The organism is Luteibacter mycovicinus (assembly GCF_000745235.1).
Classification (GTDB): Bacteria; Pseudomonadota; Gammaproteobacteria; order Xanthomonadales; family Rhodanobacteraceae; genus Luteibacter; species Luteibacter mycovicinus.
Map to the genome: position 1 here is coordinate 3,008,097 of NZ_JQNL01000001.1, position 16,859 is coordinate 3,024,955.

Below are 16,859 nucleotides of genomic sequence, written 5' to 3' on the forward strand. Positions count from 1 at the left end.
CTAGTTGAATGCCGCACGCGGCGGGCGAGGCGTCCCATAAGGGGCAATCCGCGGATGGTTTATGGCAAAGCGAAGGCAAAGACTTCGTGCACGGCGGTTCGCGGCGATGTATAGGGCGAAACGCGGGCAATCGCGGCCTAGGCCTTGCGCCCGCCGGTCCCCCATAGCACCCTGCGCACGCCGATCCTCCACACGGAATGCCCATGGCCCGCAGCATCGCCATCGTCGAAGACGAACCCCTCATCCGCGCCAACTACGTCGAAGCCCTCAACCGCTTCGGTTACGAGGCCCGCGGCTACGGCTCACGCCGCGATGCGTCGACGGCCTTCGCCATGCGTCTGCCGGAACTGGTCATCATCGACATCGGCCTGGGCGACGAGCCGGAAGGCGGTTTCGATCTTTGCCGCGAGCTCCGCGCCAAATCGGCCACGCTGCCGATTATCTTCCTGACCGCACGTGACTCCGACTTCGACGTCATCTCCGGCCTGCGTCTGGGCGCCGACGACTATCTCTCCAAAGACACGAGCCTGCACCAGCTGGCCGCCCGCATCGCGGCGTTGTTCCGCCGCATCGAATCGCTCAAGGCCCCCGCCGCGAGCGAAACCGTGATCGAACACGGTCCGCTGAAGCTCGAGTCCGAGCGCATGCGCGTCCTGTGGAACGGCATCGAGATTCCGCTCACGGTGACCGAGTTCTGGATGGTGCATACGCTGGTGCGGTTCCCGGGTCACGTGAAGAATCGCGATCAGCTCATGCGTGAAGCGGAGCTCGTCGTGGACGATGCGACGATCACCTCGCACATCAAGCGCATCCGCAAGAAGTTCATCGCGCTGGCGCCCGAGTTCGATGCGATCGAAACGGTGCACGGGGTCGGATATCGCTGGACGCCGTGAGCCTCCGCCAGAAACTCCTCCTCGTCGCCCTCTGCACCCTGGCCCTTCCGGTCGCCGGGTGGCTCTACGTGCGTCAGATGGAGACACTGCTCCGCGAAGGCCAGGCCCAGGCACTGGTGGCCAGCGCGCGAGCCATGGCCCGCAGTCTCGTCGTGGTCGATGCACCGTTGCCGCCGGCGGGGCCGGCCTGGTTCCTCCAGCGCGCCAACGTGCCGATCACCATCGACGGTTATGCCGACGACTGGGCCTCGCTCAGCCCCTGGGCGCAGCCTTTCGGCAAAAACTCCCGGGTGATGCTGGCCGAGGACGACCACTGGGTCTATTTCTACATCGATGTGCGCGCGACACATCGCCGTCGCGCCGATGCGGCCGACCGCCTCGCGCTCAACGCCGATCACCTCATCGTCTCCATCGCAAGCGGCGACGATAGCCAGCGCTACCTGATGGCCAGCGCCGCGCCCGGCGCGACGACGGCCATCGCACTGGATGCCGATGCGGGCGTGTTGCCCGATCGCATCAATGCGCAGTGGCAGGAAGACGGCAGCGGTTTCCGCGCGGAGTTCCGGCTGCCTCGCGGCCTGCGCCTCGATCGCTTCGGTCTCGGCGTTCATGTGGCCGCGGACGGTGATCCCGATCCACTGACCGCCGACAACCGGCCGCTGATCGATTTCTCCGCGCCGCTGTCGCAGGAAGTGGCGCGTCTGGCGCCGGACGGTGTTCGCGTACGTATTCTCTCGCCCGACGCGTGGCTTGTCGCACAGAGCGGCAAGCTCGCGCTGCCGGACCTGCCCGCGGGCGATCGTCCGGGTTGGTTCGCTTCGCTGGTCTATCGCTCGCTGCTGGCGACCCGTCTGGATAGTGACAGCGCGTGGGCCGAAGACGCTCCACGTATCGACCTGCCGGAAGTGCGCGAAGCCATGCAAGGCAAAACCGCCACCGCGTGGCGCGCGGGTGAGGCGCGTGGGAGTGTCGTACTCGCCGCCGCCATGCCGATCCAGATGCAAGGCAAGTCCCACGGCGTGGTGCTGCTCGAACAACCCAGTCGCGCGGTGCCGCTGCTGGCGAACCGCGCGCTGTTCGGTCTGCTGCTGACGAGCTTCGCCGTGCTGCTGGTCGCTGGCGGCGTGCTGCTGTTGTTCGCGACGCGACTGACCATTCGCCTGCGTCGTCTGCGCAACGCCGCCGAGCGTGCGCAGGCCAACGATGGTCGTCTGGATGGCCCATTCCCTCTGACCGATGCCACCGACGAACTCGGTGACCTCGCGCGCAGCTTCGAGCGGCTCTTCGAAGTGGTGGGCGGCTACACCGATTACCTGCGGACGCTGGCATCCAAGCTCTCGCACGAACTCAACACCCCGCTGGCCATCGTCAAATCGTCGCTGGATAATCTCGATCACGCAGGACTGCCGCCGGAAGCCGCGCCTTATCTGGCCCGTGCGCGTGACGGCGTGGCACGTCTCGGCCAGCTGGTGCGAGCGATGAGCGAAGCAAGCCGCATGGAGCGCGCCATCGCATCGGCGGAAGCCGAGGACGTCGACCTCGCCGACATCGTGCGCGGCTGCGCCGAGGGCTACCGCGCACTGGCAGGCGATCGCCGCCTCGAAGCCGAACTGCCTCCCACGCCGGTCCCGATGCATTGCTCGCCCGAGCTGATCGCGCAGGCGCTGGACAAGCTGTTCGACAACGCGTTGTCGTTCACGCCACCCGGCGGATGGTTGCGCATCGCCCTGACGCCGACCGTCGACGGCGCGGACATCGAGCTGTCCAACGAAGGGCCGCCGCTGCCCGCAGCGATGCAGGGGCGTCTGTTCGATTCGCTGGTCAGTCTGCGCGACAAGGCGACGCCCGGCGACGCGCCACATCTCGGCCTCGGCCTGTACGTCGTGCGGCTGGTAGCCGAGCGCCATCAGGGGAGTGCCAGTGCGCGGAACCTCGAGGGCGGGGTGGCGTTTACACTGCATTTGAAGGGGTTGCCCAGGCAGCGATTGGGCTGATTCGACAGTCCGGCGGGCCCGGCCTTGACGGACTTCGGCCGGAGCTACGGGCCCCCGGAAGGTGAGTCCTCCAGAGCCATCGGCCAGCGTCGATCGTTTGGAAGAAAGGAGGAAAAGGATGAAGTCGATCTGTGCGGTTGTCATCGGTATGGCGTGGTTGACGCAGTCCGTCGGCGCACTGGCCGGGGACGCGGACCAGGGGGTGAGACGGGGAACTCCGAAAGGTGTCTCCGAGAGCTTCTTCGCCTGCACAGACCGGGCTGGCGGCGACATCGTTGGGCTGGGCAACTGTTCAACCGCCGAAAAGAAGGTCCAGGACGCGCGCCTCAACAAGGCCTATTCGGCTCTGATGAGCAAGCTCGATAGCCAGGGCAAGGATCATCTGCGCGCCGCCGAGCGGGCCTGGATCGAATTCAACGCCAGGTCCGTCGACACGGAATTGGATGTGCGGAGCAGCGAGAAGACGGCAAACATCGACGCGTCGATCAACGAAATTTATCGATACGCGGAGCGAGCCAATACGCTCGAGGGTCTGCTTTCCGTTGTGGGTGATTGAATGGATGCTGCGTCACATGCGGCGTACTCAGCGACATACGCCAGGCACTCGTGGCGCACTCCAGAGCCTGGCTTTTGGACGAAGTTCGGGTCCGAGTAGCAAAAAGGGCGGCTTCCGCGTGGAACCGCCTGTCCCAATCCCAGGGCCTGGGCCTACAATCGGGGGTCACTCCAAGGTCACCCCCGAGACCCATGATCTCCCGCGAACAATTCGACGCCTACGCCGCGCAGGGCTACACCCGCATTCCGCTGGTACGCGAGGTCTTTTCCGACCTCGACACGCCGCTGTCGGTGTATCTCAAGCTGGCAGATGGCCCGTACACCTTCCTCTTCGAGTCGGTCGAGGGTGGGGCGACCTGGGGACGCCACTCGATGATCGGCTTGCCGGCGCGGCGGGTGTACCGCCTGCGCGGCCATGAGCTGGAAGTCGAAGAGAGTGGCGAGGTTATCGAGCGCCGCCACCTCGAGGATCCGCTGGGTGAGATCGAGCTGCTGCGCAAGCAATACGAGGTGCCGCAGCTGCCGGGTCTGCCCGATTTCACCGGTGGGCTGGTCGGGTACTTTGGTTTCGAGACGATCGGCTACATCGAAGAGCGCCTCGCCCAGTGGGACAAGAAGGACGAGCTCGGTACGCCCGACGTCCTGCTGATGCTCGCGGACGAAATCGCGGTATTCGACAACCTCAAGGGTCGTCTGTACCTCATCGTGCATGCCGACCCCTCGCGTCCACAAGCCTACGCGGAAGCCTCGCGCCGCCTGGATCAGCTGGCCTTCCGCCTGCGTCAGGGTGGCGTTTCGTACCCGCAGCTGCTGCAGCCCGCCGCGCTGGATGAGTCGGATTTCAAGTCGAGCTTCACCCGCGAAGAATACGAGGCGATGGTGCGCAAGGCACAGGAATACATCCTTGCCGGCGATATCTTCCAGGTCGTGCCTTCGCAGCGCATGAGCGTCGGTTTCAACGCGCGTCCGGTGGACGTCTACCGCGCATTGCGCGCGACCAATCCGTCGCCGTACATGTTCTTTATCGACATCGGTCCGACGCAGATCGTCGGCTCGTCGCCGGAAATTCTCGTCCGCCTGAAGAACGGCCGCGTGGTGTTGCGTCCCATCGCCGGCACGCGCCGTCGCGGCAAGGACGAGGCGGAGGACATCGCCCTCGAGACCGAGCTGCTGGCCGATCCGAAGGAGCGCGCCGAGCACCTCATGCTGATCGACCTCGGCCGCAACGATGTCGGCCGCGTCAGTCAGACGGGTACGGTGGAGCTGGCCGAGTCCTTCGTGGTCGAGCGCTACTCGCACGTGATGCACATCGTCTCCCAGGTAGAAGGCGACATCCGTGGCGATCTTTCCTACATGGATGTCATCAAGGCGACCTTCCCGGCCGGTACCGTCAGCGGGGCACCAAAGGTCCGTGCCCTGGAGATCATCCAGGAGCTGGAACCGTTCAAGCGCAACATCTACGCTGGCGCCATCGGCTGGCTCGGCTGGTGGGGCGACGCCGACACGGCGATCGCCATCCGCACCGCCGTGATCCAGGATGGCCGCCTGCACGTGCAGGCGGGCGGCGGTGTGGTCTATGACTCCGATCCGGCCGCCGAGTGGGAAGAGACGATGAACAAGGGCCGCGCGTTGTTCCGCGCGGTGGCGCAGGCAGCCAAGGGCCTCTAATTTTTGCGGGGCCGTTGCCGATAACCGCCAGGGCGTCGTAAAAATGCGCGCCGCAACCACGCAACCACGCAACGACCTGGCAGCACTCACTTCACGGATCGATTGAACGCATGAGCAGCACACGCACTTTCATCGCGGCAGGAAGCATCGCCATCATGGCCGCCGCCGTTCCGGCGCAGGCCCGTGAGCCCTTCACCGACGACGTCGCCTCGCGGACGCAGGCGCTGGCGCTGCTGGAGACGCTCAACGCCGACCTGCTCAGCCATCCGAGCGCCACGCTGACGCTCGAGCGCTGGTGCGGCGATCATGCGCTGGCCGGTGAGGCGAAGATTCTCGCCCGTCGGGTGAAGGGGCAGGACAAGGCCCTGCCTGACGAGGCGCGGCAGACCCTGGGTATCGGTCCGGACGAACCGGTGCGCTATCGCCGGGTGCAGCTGGCCTGCGGCGATCACGTGCTGTCCGAGGCCGATAACTGGTACGTGCCGTCGCGCCTCACCCCGGAGATGAACCAGATCCTCGACAGCACCGACCAGCCGTTCGGCAAAGTCGTCCAGGCGCTGCATTTCCGTCGCCAGACGATCAGCGCCGACCTGCTGTGGACGCCGCTGCCCAAGGGCTGGGAGATGGATGCGCCATTGCCCGTGGCGCACAAGGGGGCTCTGGCGATCCCCCACGAGGTGCTGAGGCACCAGGCGGTACTGTTCACCGAGGGGAATCAGCCGTTCAGTCTCGTGGTGGAGACTTACACGTCCGAGGTGCTGGCGTTCGGTCGCAGATAGTCGCCGGGCTCTCACCAAGCGCTTAGCCCATCCGGCCGACTAGGCAGGGCCTCGCCTCCGTTCGAAGCTGTACGTCACGGCATGATGGAGACGAGCAGATGCCTCTGGCGACAGCGAGCTTGCGCAAGACCCACGCGAGCGGCCTGACGGGTATGAACCCGCTCGGGGCGATGCTCGTCGTTGCGCATGAACCGCGCCTCGGCCCGCAGCCCAATTCACTGGATAACGCGGTGTCCTGCGCGACGCATTGGGTGCAGTTGTCCGACAACCGCCGGCCGGATGCGATGTGGCTCGAGGCGGGCGCGATGATGCAGCGGATCGTGCCGCGCGCGGAGTGGGTGCGCTATATGCGCAAGATCCGCCTCGATCGTGGCTTGCTTGTGGGCCGGGAGTGGTTCGAGGTGACACGCGTGCGGGACCCGGTCGGTCTTCCTGCGGGCGACTATCTCAACGTCATTTTCGTCGCGCATTTCGCCCGCGCGGTGTTGTTCGAGACGGTTTCGCTGGCACCCGGGAACTCGGGCTGGATGCCGGTGGGCTATGTGATCCGGCCGGTGCAGCGCGAGATCAAGTTCGCGTAGGAGAGCTTCGGTGCGCGCGGTAGGCTGCCGGGGGCACAACCCTTTTCGGAGCGATGGCATACTCACCGTCTGAGTTTTAGACGGGGTAATCCTCATGTCCGATTTCGATCCGCCGGCGCGCGAATACACGCGGCCGCAGATGACGCGCGGTGTGGACCCGCAGCGCATGAACTGGCTGTGGCAACTGATTCTTCAGTCGACGGATCTGGATCCGGCGGACGTGCGCAAGGCGCTCAACGCGATGGGTGTCGCCGCGACCGAGAAGCGCATGAAGAGCTGGCAGGTCGGCGACCGCGATGAGGATTATTTCCCGCTGACGATCGCGGAGCTGGAGCGGAATCTGCGCGCGGTCGTCGCGTGGAAGAAGGTCAGGAGTGACGCTGCGTCATCCGACGCCGCCTCAGCGGCATCGGACGACAGCGGCGATCAGGCGTAACGCTCGGACAGGAACCGGTAGAACGCGCGAAGCCCCTGCGCTTCGCCGCCGCGCGGATGCGCCGGCGTGTCGCCGTCGTTCCACGAGTAAGTGTCCAGGTGCATCCAGTTCTGATTTTCGGGCACGAAGCGCTCGAGATACAGCGCCGCGGTGATCGCACCGGCATGACGCGATGCGCCGGAGTTGGCGAAGTCGGCGATGTACGAGTCCAGCATGCGCCGGTACGGGCGCCACAACGGCAGGCGCCACAGCGGATCGGCGGAGACTTCCGCGGCACCGATGACGTGATCGGCGAGCTGGTCGCGATTCGTGAACAGTGCGGGCACTTCGGGACCGAGTGCGACGCGCGCGGCGCCGGTGAGGGTCGCGAAGTCGACGATCAGATCCGGTGCCTGCTCGACCGCGAACGCAATGGCGTCGCACAGCACCAGGCGGCCTTCGGCATCGGTGTTATCCACTTCCACCGTCATGCCGGCGCGGGTGCGAATGACTTCGCCCGGACGCATGGCGTTGCCGCTGATCGCGTTCTCGACGGCGGGCACCAGGAGCGTCAGACGCACCGGCAGCTTCGCCTGCATGATGAGGCCGGCCAGCGCGATCGCGTGTGCCGCGCCGCCCATGTCCTTCTTCATCCAGCGCATGCCGTCGGACGGTTTGATGTCGAGGCCGCCGGTATCGAAGCACACGCCCTTGCCGATGATGACCAGCTTGGGGTTCGAATTCTTGCCCCAGGTCAGCTCGATCAGACGCGGCGCACGATGGCTCGCGCGACCCACGGCGTGGATCGTGGGGAAGTTGGCGGTGAGCAGTTCATCGCCGACCCACTCGCGCACCTTGGCCTTGTGCGTCGTCGCGTGGGCGCGGATGGCCTCGGCGAGATGCTCGGGGCCCATGTCTTCCGTCGGCGTGTTGACCAGATCGCGGACCTGATAGGTCGCGTCGATGATCGGCTGCAGCGAGCGCAGCGTCGCCGAGTCCACCAGCAGCTGCGCCGGGGCGCGACCGCGCGAGCGATACCGGTCGAAACGGTAGGCGCCCAGCGCCCACCCGAGTGCGACCAAGTCGGGATCGGCGGAAATACTTTCCTTGGCGATCTCGTAGGTGCCTTCCGGCAAACGGTAGGGCAGAGCGCCCAGCGCCATGATCGGTTCCGACGGATCCACGCCCACCAGTACCCGCTCGATCACGCCATGGGTGTCGGGCAGCAACAGCACCGCGCCGGGGTTGGGGCGGAAATTCGTCGAGACCATCCACTGGCGATGGGCGGCGGTCAGCCGGGCTTCGAGGGCCGGGATGCTGGACGCATCGACCATCTCGACAGGAATGGCGCGGCGCTTACCGGACCTGGTTTCGATCAGCGATGGCATCAGGCCTCCCGAGCCCAGCGACGGAGATGTTGCCGCTATTCTAGCTGTCAGCGACCGTCGACGCTTCTATCCAGTCGGCAAGCGACATCATGTCAGCGAATTCCAGGTCCGGCGCAGGCCCATGCGACCACGTTTCGCCGTGGCGATTGAGCCAGACCGTACGCATGCCGGCCTCGCGCGCACCGATCACGTCGAGTAACGGATCGTCACCAACGTGAAGAACGTCTTCAGGCGCAACGCCCAGGGCGTCAGCGGCGGCAAGGAAAATACGCTTGTCAGGTTTGGCGACACCGACGCCCGCGGCATTGAGGCGCGTGTGGAAGAGATGGTGGAGGCCGATGACCTCCAGATCCGCGTTGCCGTTGGAAATCGCCACGATCGGCACGCGCTCGACGATGCGGTTGAGTGCGGGAAGGCTGTCGGGATACAGCTCGACGTTGTTGCGCGCCGCGAAGTAGATGCGCCAGAGTTCGTCGACCGGTGCGTCGTCGATGCCGCAGGCGGCGAAGGCGTGGCGGATGGTCAGCCGACGCTGTTCGCTGAAATCGTGCGAGAGATGCGTGTGGTCGCGGGCGACCTGCTCGCGGAGCTCACGCATGGCCTCGATGGGCCATGCGCTTGCGACGTCGGGATGATGCTCTTTCAGCCATCGGTCCACGCAGTGCTCGGCTTCGATCAGGGCCGGCATGACCGGCCACAGGGTGTCGTCGAGGTCGAGGGATACGGCGCGGACCGGCACGGCTTAGCGGGCGCCGACCTTCAGCACCTGACCCGGATGGACGTTGTTGTCCTTCAGGCCGTTCATCGCGCGAAGCTGGTTCACGTCGACGGCGTTCTTCTTGGCGATCGAGTAGAGCGTGTCGCCAGCCGACACCTTGTAGGTGCGCGACGCGGCGGCAGGCTTCTTCTCAGCCTTGGCGACTTCCTTCGCGGCCGACTTGGAAGCGGCCGGCTTGGCCGCCGGCGCCGCGTCGGCGACCTTCGGCGTTTCCACCTTCGTCGACTTCTCCGTCGCATCGACCGGAGCCGCCGGCTTGGCGACCTGCTTGCCCTTCACCGTGACGGCGTCGGCCGTGACCTTGGCGAACTTACCGCCGACCTTGGCGTTGTCGGAGACCGTGACGGCTTCCGAACGGACGCCCGCGAAGCCGACGTGTGCCGAGGTGCTGACGCTGGCGACGACGCGTGCGAACTGCGACGGCTCGGCCGTGGTGGAGGCGACGGAGCCCTTGGCTTCTTTCGTGACCTTGGCGCCCTTGCCAGCGACCTGGGCCTTGGCGACCGCGGTTTCCTTGGCGACCTGGGCGGCCGGGGTAGCGGCAGCAGCCACGGTCGGCGTGGTCATCGCCTGACCCACGTTGGCACGCGTGCCGACGGTGGAAGCGATCTTCGCGCGACGGGCGGCGTCGTTGGAAGCCAGCGAAGCGCCATCGGCGTACGGCACGAGGCTGTGCGAGCGGAGCAACGAGCTACCGGCGCTGGAGGTGACGAAGCTGATGAACTCCTTGACGTCGGCCGCCTTCGGGCTGGTCTCGTTCGACACCAGATACAGTTCGGTGTAGAGCGGATACGCGCCGCTGCCGACCGTCGACATCGAGGGCGTGACGCCGTCGATCGAGAGGATCTTCACTTTCTTGTTCGAGGAGGCGCCCGCGAGGGTCGTGGCGCCCAGGCCCTGCTTGTCGAGGGTCACACCCTCTTCGAGCTTGGCGACGTTGACGTACAGGCGCGGGGCGGCGACCGGCTGGTTGCCGCGACCGAACAGCAGCTTGCGCAGGCTGTATTCCACGCCGTCGCCCGGGCTGGCCACCGCGTAGAGGTTGATCGGCTGGTCAGCGCCGCCGAGCTCCTTCCAGTTGGTGATCTTGCCCATGTAGATCTCATGCAACTGCATGAGCGTGATGTTGCTCACCGGGTTGGACGGGTAGGTGACCATGACCAGCGCGTCCCACGCGACCGGCGTAAAGGTCAGCGACTGCTCGGCGCCGCCGATACCCGGGCGTGCCGAGCCGGCGATGTCCGCCGTGCCCTTGGCGACGGCGTCGATACCGGAGGCGGTGTTGAACGGCTGGAGCTCGATCTTGCCTTTGCCGGATTTCTCCCAGGCCTTGGCGACATCGGTAACCACGCCGCGGGCGGTGGTGATGTCACCGCGCCACACCAACTGGGTGCCGGCGGCGAATACGGTGGCGGAGGCACTGAGGCCGATCAGCGTGGCGGTGAACAGTCGCGCAAGACGAAGAGACATGGACGGCAAGAACCTCGGGACGGAAGCGGGGTTGGGCAATGGGGCGCCATTGTGGGCTAAGGCGGGCCCGCGCGCACCATTGGCGTCATTCAGCATCCTGCCGAGGGGAAACGGAACGTAGGCTGTCGGGGCAGCCACACCTGTAGGAGCGCGCCCCGCGCGCGACGTCTTTTAAGGCGGGGCGTTGAAATTCCTCGTGAAACCGGGTCGCGCGCGGGGCGCGCTCCTACAGGACGGCGTAGTAGATGGCGTTGTCCCTCACAAGCGTCAGCATAAGTTGTCCCGGAATCGGCACCCCTACCGGCAGCCCCTTCACCGAGACGATCTTCCGCTGACCGATGCCGACGACGATGTCGCCGTCCTTCAGTCCGGCGCGATCGGCCGCCGAGCCGGGCTTCACTCCGGTCAGGGCCACACCGAACAGCCCGCCGGCCTTCTGCTCCGCCGTGAGGTCGCTCAAGGTCACCCCGCTCAGTCGCCGGTCCACCTTGCCGCCATCCAGCGTGGCCAGTCGTGGCGCGGTGATGGTCGCCTCGATGTCCCTGGACGCCCCCTCCCGCTTCACCGACAACGTCACCTTCGCGCCCAGCGGCAACAAACCCTCCGCATTCCGCACGTCCTGAGAACTCCGCACCGGCTTCCCATCGATCGCCGTCAGCACGTCACCCGACTGCAGCCCCGCGCCATCGGCAGGCGATCCCGCATTCACCTGCGTGACCACCGCGCCGGTGGTGTCCTTCACTCCGAGCGCGGCGGCGATACGCGGGGTGAGGTCCTGCACCTCCACGCCGAGATTCCCACGACGGACCTTCCCGTACGCCAGCAACTGCTTCATCACGCCTGTCGCCAGGTCCGTGGGAATGGCGAAGCCGATGCCGACGTTGCCGCCCGACGGCGTGAAGATCATCGAGTTGATGCCGACCAGTTCGCCGCGCAGATTCACCAGCGCACCGCCGGAATTGCCGGGATTGATCGAGGCATCCGTCTGGATGAAGTTCTGGAAGCCTTTGCCCAGGCCCGAACGTCCCAGCGCGGAGACCATGCCCGACGTCGCCGTCTGACCGAGCCCGAACGGATCGCCGACGGCGACGACGAAATCGCCCACTCTCAATTGAGAAGAGTCAGCGATCGGCAGCGCCTGCAACTTATCCGCGGTGATCTGAAGCAGCGCGACGTCGGTATCCGGGTCGCTGCCGATCAGTTTTCCCTTGAAGTCACGGCCGTCCTGCAGCGTCACGGTGATATCGTCCGCGCCCCCGACGACATGGTTGTTCGTCAGTACGTAGCCCTTCGTCGCGTCGATCACCACGCCCGAACCCAGGCTCTGCTCCACGCGTTCGCGCGGCACGCCCTGGTTGCCGAACAGCTGGCGAAACAGCGGGTCGTCAAAATACGGGTCGCGTGCCCGCACGCGGGTTTTCGTCGAGATGTTGACCACGGCCGGCGTCACCTTCGCGAGCATCGGTGCCAGCGAGGGCAGGGGCTCGCCGTTGACGGCCGGTGGCAGGGAGGCGAACGCGGGCGAGGCGAGGGCCATCGCCAAGGCGGCGCCGAGGGACAGAATCGGCGAGCGCCGGGGTGTGAATACGGGCATGAACGAACTCCTTGACTGTGTGCTCCGCGCACGTGGATCGCCGCTTTCGACCACATTCGTGTCGCCGGGTTTCAAACGGTGAGACGCGCGCCGATGACACTTTACATCGCCCCCCTCCGGGGTTAAGGTTCCCACCGGTCGCAACCACAACATCTTGTGTTCCTCTGTTCGCTATTTACCAAGTGCTGGTGTTGCGGATCATCAGGTTCAAGCTACAAACCTTCGTCCTCCAAGGCATTTTTGGCTCCGGGCGAGGGTGGCAAGCATGGTCGCTGCAACTCCGGGGGGAGGGGTAGCGACGGTGGGGCCGACAACAGCCCAATAACACGGCCTACAGAAGCCGAGACACGAGGACGACACATACATGAGCACTTCACGTGCACAAGCCATGGGGCTTGAGACCGCGGCCATTCCGCTTCAGCCCGCCTCGTACGACATCTGGGACAAGAAGTACCGTCTGAAGGCCAAGTCGGGCGTTCCTGTCGACGACTCCGTCGACGGCACCTACCAGCGCGTCGCCCGCGCACTCTCCGACGTGGAAGCCACCGACGAGCTGCGCGCCCACTGGTACGAGCGCTTCCTCTGGGCCCTGCGCCGCGGTGCCATTCCCGCCGGTCGCATCACGTCCAACGCCGGCGCCCTCGCGCACAAGCCGGCCACCTCCACGATCAACTGCACCGTCTCGGGCACCATCCACGACTCGATGGATGACATCCTCGAGAAGGTGCACGAAGCCGGCCTCACGCTGAAGGCCGGCTGCGGTATCGGCTACGAATTCTCGACGCTGCGCCCGCGTGGCGCCTACGTGTCCGGCGCTGGCGCCCACACGTCGGGCCCGCTGTCCTTCATGGATATCTACGACAAGATGTGCTTCACCGTCTCGTCGGCCGGCGGCCGCCGCGGCGCGCAGATGGGCACGTTCGACATCAGCCACCCTGACGCCAAGGAGTTCATTCGCGCCAAGCGCGAGGACGGACGCCTGCGTCAGTTCAACCTGTCGCTGCTGATCACCGACGGCTTCATGGATGCGGTGGAAAACGACCAGGACTGGCCGACCGTGTTCCCGGTACACATCAAGGAACAGCACGAGATCGACCTCGCCGACGCCTCCAAGGTGGTCTGGCGCGAGTGGCCGACCAAGGACAACTACGTCACCCGCGAGGATGGCCTGGTCGCCTGCAAGATCTACGGCCACATCCGCGCGCGGCACCTGTGGGACATGATCATGGTCTCGACGTACGACTACGCCGAGCCGGGTTTCATCCTGATCGACCGCGTCAACGAGATGAACAACAACTGGTGGTGCGAGCACATCCGTGCCACCAACCCCTGCGGCGAACAGCCGCTGCCGCCGTACGGCTCGTGCCTGCTCGGCTCGGTCAACCTCACCACCTTCGTGCGCGATCCGTTCGGCCCGAAGGCGAAGTTCGACTGGGAGGAGTATCGCGAGGTGGTCCGCGTCTTCACCCGCATGCTCGACAACGTGGTCGAGATCAACGGCCTGCCGCTGCCGCAGCAGCAGAAAGAGATCCTCTCCAAGCGTCGCCACGGCATGGGCTTCCTCGGCCTCGGCTCGACCCTGACCATGCTGAAGATGCGCTACGGCGCCGCCGACGCGGTGGCATTCACCGACGAAGTGTCGCGTGAGATGGCCATTGCCGGCTGGGAAGTCGCTCTGGAACTGGCGAAGGAAAAGGGCCCGGCCCCGATCCTCGCGCAGGACTACGAGGTCACCGCCGAGATGCTGCGCAAGCGCCCGGAGATGGCGAAGGACGGCTGGAAAGTCGGTCAGACCATCAAGGGCAGCGCCCTGCACGCGAAGTATTCGCGCTACATGCAGCGCGTGGCCTCGGTCGCCCCCGAGCTGGTCGACGCCCTCGCCGAGACCGGCGCGCGCTTCACCCACCACTCGTCGATCGCGCCCACCGGCACCATTTCGCTGAGCCTGGCCAACAATGCCTCCAACGGCATCGAGCCCAGCTTCGCGCACCATTACTCGCGTAACGTGATCCGCGAAGGCAAGAAGTCGAAGGAAAAGGTCGAGGTCTACAGCTACGAGCTGCTGGCCTATCGCGCCCTCATCAACGGGGACGCCATGCCGTACTCCGACGACCCGAAGGCCCGCCTCCCGGATTACTTCGTCGCCGCCGACGACATCAGCCCGAAAGAGCATGTCGACATCCAGGCGGCCTCGCAGAAGTGGATCGACTCGTCCATTTCCAAAACCGCGAATGTCCCGACGGACTACCCGTACGAAGACTTCAAAGACATCTATTTCTACGCATATAAGCAGGGTTTGAAGGGTTGCACGACCTTCCGGTTCAACCCCGCCGCGTTCCAGGGCGTACTGGTCAAGGAGACTGACCTTGAGAACACCCTCTATCGCTTCGAATTGGAAGACGGTAGCGTTGTCGAACTGAAGGGTAACGACGAGGTTGAATACGACGGTGAAATGCACACCGCCGCGAACCTTTTCGATGCTTTGAAGGAAGGCTATTACGGTAAGTTCTGACCCCGCGGAGAGGGAATACGTATGTCGAGTGAAAACCAGATCGTCGAGGGTGAGCTGCCCTCGGTCGATACCATCGATACCGACAGCACGCCGGCAGCGGAGACGGAAGTCGCCGCTGACGTTGCGCCTGCTGCACCGGTTGTCGCCAAAAAGGTCGTGAAGCGCAAGCCCGTCGCGAAGAAGGTGATCGATGCCACTGCGCCGACGCCGTCGAGCGACACGGCCGTCCAGCACGACGAAGAAGTCACCCCGGTGGCTGCTGAGCCGGCGCCGGTCGCCGCTGTGAAAAAGCCGCGCAAGCCGGCCGTCCGCAAGCCAAAGGCTGCGGCCGTCGAAGCTGCTCCGGTCGAAGTCGAGGCTCCGGCCCCGGCGAAGAAGGCGGTGAAGAAGGCCACCCGTAAGGCTCCTGCAAAGGCTGCCCCGGTGGCTGCGAAGAAGGCCACCAAGAAGGCTGCTTCGAAGAAGGCCACGAAAAAGGCTGCCGTGAAGAAGGTCGCTGCCAAGAAGGCCGCGGTCAAAAAGGCTCCGGCCAAAAAGACCGCCGTCAAGAAGGCCGCTGTGAAGAAGGTTGCCGCCAAGAAGGTTGCCGCCAAGAAGGCTGCGGTCAAGAAGGCTCCGGCCAAGAAGACCGCCGCCAGGAAGGCTGCCGTGAAGAAGGTCGCAGCCAAGAAGGCATCGGCCAAGAAGGCTGTCGCCAAGAAGGTCGGTCGTCCGGCCAGGTCGGTCGCGGCGAAGAAGCCGGGTCGTCCGGCCAAGTCGGCTACGGCGAAGAAGCCGGGTCGTCCGGCCAAGTCGGGCACGGCGAAGAAGCCAGGTCGTCCGGCGAAGGCTGCTGCCGCCAAGAAGGGTCGGGTCGCCAAGACGGTCGCTGCCGGTCGCAAGACCGCGAAGAAGGCCGCTGGTCGCGTCGCGAAGAAGGTCGCTGCCGGTCGTAAGACCGCAAAGAAGGCTGGCCTTCGCGTCGTAAAGGTCGCATCGGGCGCCCGCAAGGCCATCAAGAAGGCCGCCGCCCAGGTGGTTCGCCGGAACGCCGGCCGCCCCGCAACGAAGAAGACGGCCGCCAAGGCCGCCGGCAAGACGACCGCTCGCAAGGCGGTTGGCAAGAAAGCGGCTACGGCCGTCAAGAGGTCCACTGCCAGCAAGACCGGTCGTACGTCGGCACGCAAGTCCGCCGTTCGTGGCCGTCGTAAGTAAGTAGTACCCATCCGGCCCGGCGTACGCGCCGGGCCGGATAACCAGCACAAGAAGAGAAGAAGATCATGGCGATCAAGATCGACAAGAAGATCAAGGGCTATAACGTCGTCAAGCCCGAAGACAAGGCCGCTCCGGCCCCCGTCGTCGCACCCGTCAAAGAGGTTGCGCCGGTCGCCGAAGTCATCCAGATGCACGAGAGCCTCGAGCGTCCGGAAGCCCTGGTCGGCAGCACGTACAAGATCAAGTCGCCGCTCTTCGAGCACGCGCTGTACGTGACGGTCAACGACATCGTCCTGAACGCCGGTACCCAGCACGAACAGCGCCGCCCCTTCGAGCTCTTCATCAACTCGAAGAACATGGACCACTTCCAGTGGATCGTGGCGCTCACCCGAATCCTGTCCGCCGTCTTCCGCAAGGGGGGCGACGTGACGTTCATCGTCGAAGAGCTCAAGGCCGTCTTCGACCCCCGCGGCGGCTACTTCAAGGCCGGCGGCGTATACATGCCCAGCATCGTGGCCGAAATCGGCGGCGTGATCGAAACGCACATGAAGTCGATCGGGCTGATCCACGATCCTGAAATGAGCGAGGCGACGCGAAAGCTCATTGCCGAGAAGCGTGCGGCTTATGAGAACGCCAATGCGAAGCCGGCCGCTGCCGCCGCATCGGCCACCCCGGCTCCCGCTGCTTCGGTAGGAGCCAGCCCTGCTGGCGAAAGCCAGGCCGCCTCACACACCAATGCTTCCGGGTTCCCGGCTGGCGCGACGCTTTGTGCCAAGTGCAATACGCAGGCGCTGGTGCTGATGGATGGGTGCCAGACTTGTTTGAATTGTGGGTATTCGAAGTGCGGGTGAGGAAGAGCCCCTAAGTATTTGGGGACTTTCAATTCAAGTTCTGCTCGGTGCTGTGGCGAGGAACGAGACGGCGCACAGGCGCTAATGTTCTTCTGATCATTCGCCCGCCAGTGCGGGCGTCCTTGAGTAAGCTCTTGAGCATGACAAGCTCAAATTGCCAGGTAGATGCCGCAGCCTGCAGCATTTC

The 16,859-nt window shown here is 65.2% G+C and carries 14 protein-coding genes; 10 read left to right on the top strand and 4 right to left on the bottom strand.

The window, feature by feature from the left end; all coding sequences use genetic code 11:
- Positions 1 to 203: 203 nt before the first annotated feature.
- The 7 genes from pdsR (at position 204) to FA85_RS13210 (ending at position 6,906) form a co-directional block, all read left to right on the top strand.
- Positions 204 to 893, top strand: coding sequence for a proteobacterial dedicated sortase system response regulator (gene pdsR / locus FA85_RS13180; protein ID WP_036116108.1), 690 nt, complete (start codon positions 204 to 206; stop codon positions 891 to 893).
- Positions 890 to 2,887, top strand: a complete 1,998-nt coding sequence (locus FA85_RS13185; protein WP_036116107.1) for an ATP-binding protein — start codon at positions 890 to 892, stop codon at positions 2,885 to 2,887. The genes pdsR and FA85_RS13185 overlap by 4 nt, the downstream gene beginning before the upstream one ends.
- 118 nt (positions 2,888 to 3,005) lie before the next feature.
- Complete coding sequence (locus FA85_RS20970; protein ID WP_051944010.1) at positions 3,006 to 3,443, top strand: lysozyme inhibitor LprI family protein; 438 nt, start codon at positions 3,006 to 3,008, stop codon at positions 3,441 to 3,443.
- Between the two features lie 191 nt (positions 3,444 to 3,634).
- The gene (gene trpE, locus FA85_RS13195) at positions 3,635 to 5,110 is read left to right on the top strand and encodes an anthranilate synthase component I (RefSeq protein WP_036116106.1); all 1,476 of its coding nucleotides are present in this window, start codon (positions 3,635 to 3,637) and stop codon (positions 5,108 to 5,110) included.
- 110 nt (positions 5,111 to 5,220) lie between these two features.
- Positions 5,221 to 5,889 (top strand): hypothetical protein, encoded by a 669-nt coding sequence (locus FA85_RS13200; protein WP_036116105.1) that lies wholly within the window; start codon positions 5,221 to 5,223, stop codon positions 5,887 to 5,889.
- 119 nt (positions 5,890 to 6,008) lie between these two features.
- The gene (locus FA85_RS13205) at positions 6,009 to 6,470 is read left to right on the top strand and encodes a DUF4019 domain-containing protein (protein ID WP_197056542.1); all 462 of its coding nucleotides are present in this window, start codon (positions 6,009 to 6,011) and stop codon (positions 6,468 to 6,470) included.
- A 94-nt stretch (positions 6,471 to 6,564) separates the two neighbouring features.
- The gene (locus FA85_RS13210) at positions 6,565 to 6,906 is read left to right on the top strand and encodes a hypothetical protein (protein ID WP_036116103.1); all 342 of its coding nucleotides are present in this window, start codon (positions 6,565 to 6,567) and stop codon (positions 6,904 to 6,906) included.
- On the opposite strand, the gene FA85_RS13215 is transcribed toward FA85_RS13210, so the two are convergent.
- The 4 genes from FA85_RS13215 to FA85_RS13230 all read right to left on the bottom strand — a co-directional run bounded on the left by FA85_RS13215 (position 6,897) and on the right by FA85_RS13230 (position 12,115).
- Complete coding sequence (locus tag FA85_RS13215) at positions 6,897 to 8,273, bottom strand: leucyl aminopeptidase family protein (RefSeq protein WP_051944008.1); 1,377 nt, start codon at positions 8,271 to 8,273, stop codon at positions 6,897 to 6,899. The genes FA85_RS13210 and FA85_RS13215 overlap by 10 nt on opposite strands.
- Before the next feature lie 40 nt (positions 8,274 to 8,313).
- Positions 8,314 to 9,012 carry an HAD family hydrolase gene (locus FA85_RS13220; RefSeq protein ID WP_036116097.1) on the bottom strand — a complete coding sequence of 233 codons (699 nt, stop codon included), beginning with the start codon at positions 9,010 to 9,012 and terminating at the stop codon, positions 8,314 to 8,316.
- 3 nt (positions 9,013 to 9,015) lie between these two features.
- Positions 9,016 to 10,521 (bottom strand): LysM peptidoglycan-binding domain-containing protein, encoded by a 1,506-nt coding sequence (locus tag FA85_RS13225; protein ID WP_036116096.1) that lies wholly within the window; start codon positions 10,519 to 10,521, stop codon positions 9,016 to 9,018.
- Positions 10,522 to 10,747: 226 nt separating this feature from the next.
- On the bottom strand, positions 10,748 to 12,115 hold the full coding sequence (locus tag FA85_RS13230) for a Do family serine endopeptidase (RefSeq protein ID WP_036116094.1): 1,368 nt from the start codon (positions 12,113 to 12,115) through the stop codon (positions 10,748 to 10,750).
- Between the two features lie 364 nt (positions 12,116 to 12,479).
- Between FA85_RS13230 and FA85_RS13235 the strand changes: the two genes are divergently transcribed.
- From FA85_RS13235 to FA85_RS13245, 3 genes are all read left to right on the top strand, one after another.
- Positions 12,480 to 14,627, top strand: coding sequence for an adenosylcobalamin-dependent ribonucleoside-diphosphate reductase (locus FA85_RS13235; protein ID WP_036116092.1), 2,148 nt, complete (start codon positions 12,480 to 12,482; stop codon positions 14,625 to 14,627).
- A gap of 21 nt (positions 14,628 to 14,648) precedes the next feature.
- A complete protein-coding gene (locus tag FA85_RS22170; protein ID WP_197056543.1) occupies positions 14,649 to 15,821 on the top strand; it encodes a hypothetical protein in 1,173 nt (390 codons plus the stop codon).
- A gap of 65 nt (positions 15,822 to 15,886) precedes the next feature.
- Positions 15,887 to 16,672, top strand: a complete 786-nt coding sequence (locus tag FA85_RS13245; protein ID WP_036116091.1) for a TSCPD domain-containing protein — start codon at positions 15,887 to 15,889, stop codon at positions 16,670 to 16,672.
- Positions 16,673 to 16,859 lie beyond the last annotated feature (187 nt).

Bases quoted from the DNA above. Each gene is read 5' to 3' on its own strand.
- pdsR (WP_036116108.1), top strand. From the start codon at position 204: ATGGCCCGCAGCATCGCCATCGTCGAAGACGAACCCCTCATCCGCGCC.
- FA85_RS20970 (WP_051944010.1), top strand. From the start codon at position 3,006: ATGAAGTCGATCTGTGCGGTTGTCATCGGTATGGCGTGGTTGACGCAG.
- trpE (WP_036116106.1), top strand. From the start codon at position 3,635: ATGATCTCCCGCGAACAATTCGACGCCTACGCCGCGCAGGGCTACACC.
- FA85_RS13200 (WP_036116105.1), top strand. From the start codon at position 5,221: ATGAGCAGCACACGCACTTTCATCGCGGCAGGAAGCATCGCCATCATG.
- FA85_RS13210 (WP_036116103.1), top strand. From the start codon at position 6,565: ATGTCCGATTTCGATCCGCCGGCGCGCGAATACACGCGGCCGCAGATG.
- FA85_RS13215 (WP_051944008.1), bottom strand. From the start codon at position 8,273: ATGCCATCGCTGATCGAAACCAGGTCCGGTAAGCGCCGCGCCATTCCT.
- FA85_RS13225 (WP_036116096.1), bottom strand. From the start codon at position 10,521: ATGTCTCTTCGTCTTGCGCGACTGTTCACCGCCACGCTGATCGGCCTC.
- FA85_RS13230 (WP_036116094.1), bottom strand. From the start codon at position 12,115: ATGCCCGTATTCACACCCCGGCGCTCGCCGATTCTGTCCCTCGGCGCC.
- FA85_RS13235 (WP_036116092.1), top strand. From the start codon at position 12,480: ATGAGCACTTCACGTGCACAAGCCATGGGGCTTGAGACCGCGGCCATT.
- FA85_RS22170 (WP_197056543.1), top strand. From the start codon at position 14,649: ATGTCGAGTGAAAACCAGATCGTCGAGGGTGAGCTGCCCTCGGTCGAT.
- FA85_RS13245 (WP_036116091.1), top strand. From the start codon at position 15,887: ATGGCGATCAAGATCGACAAGAAGATCAAGGGCTATAACGTCGTCAAG.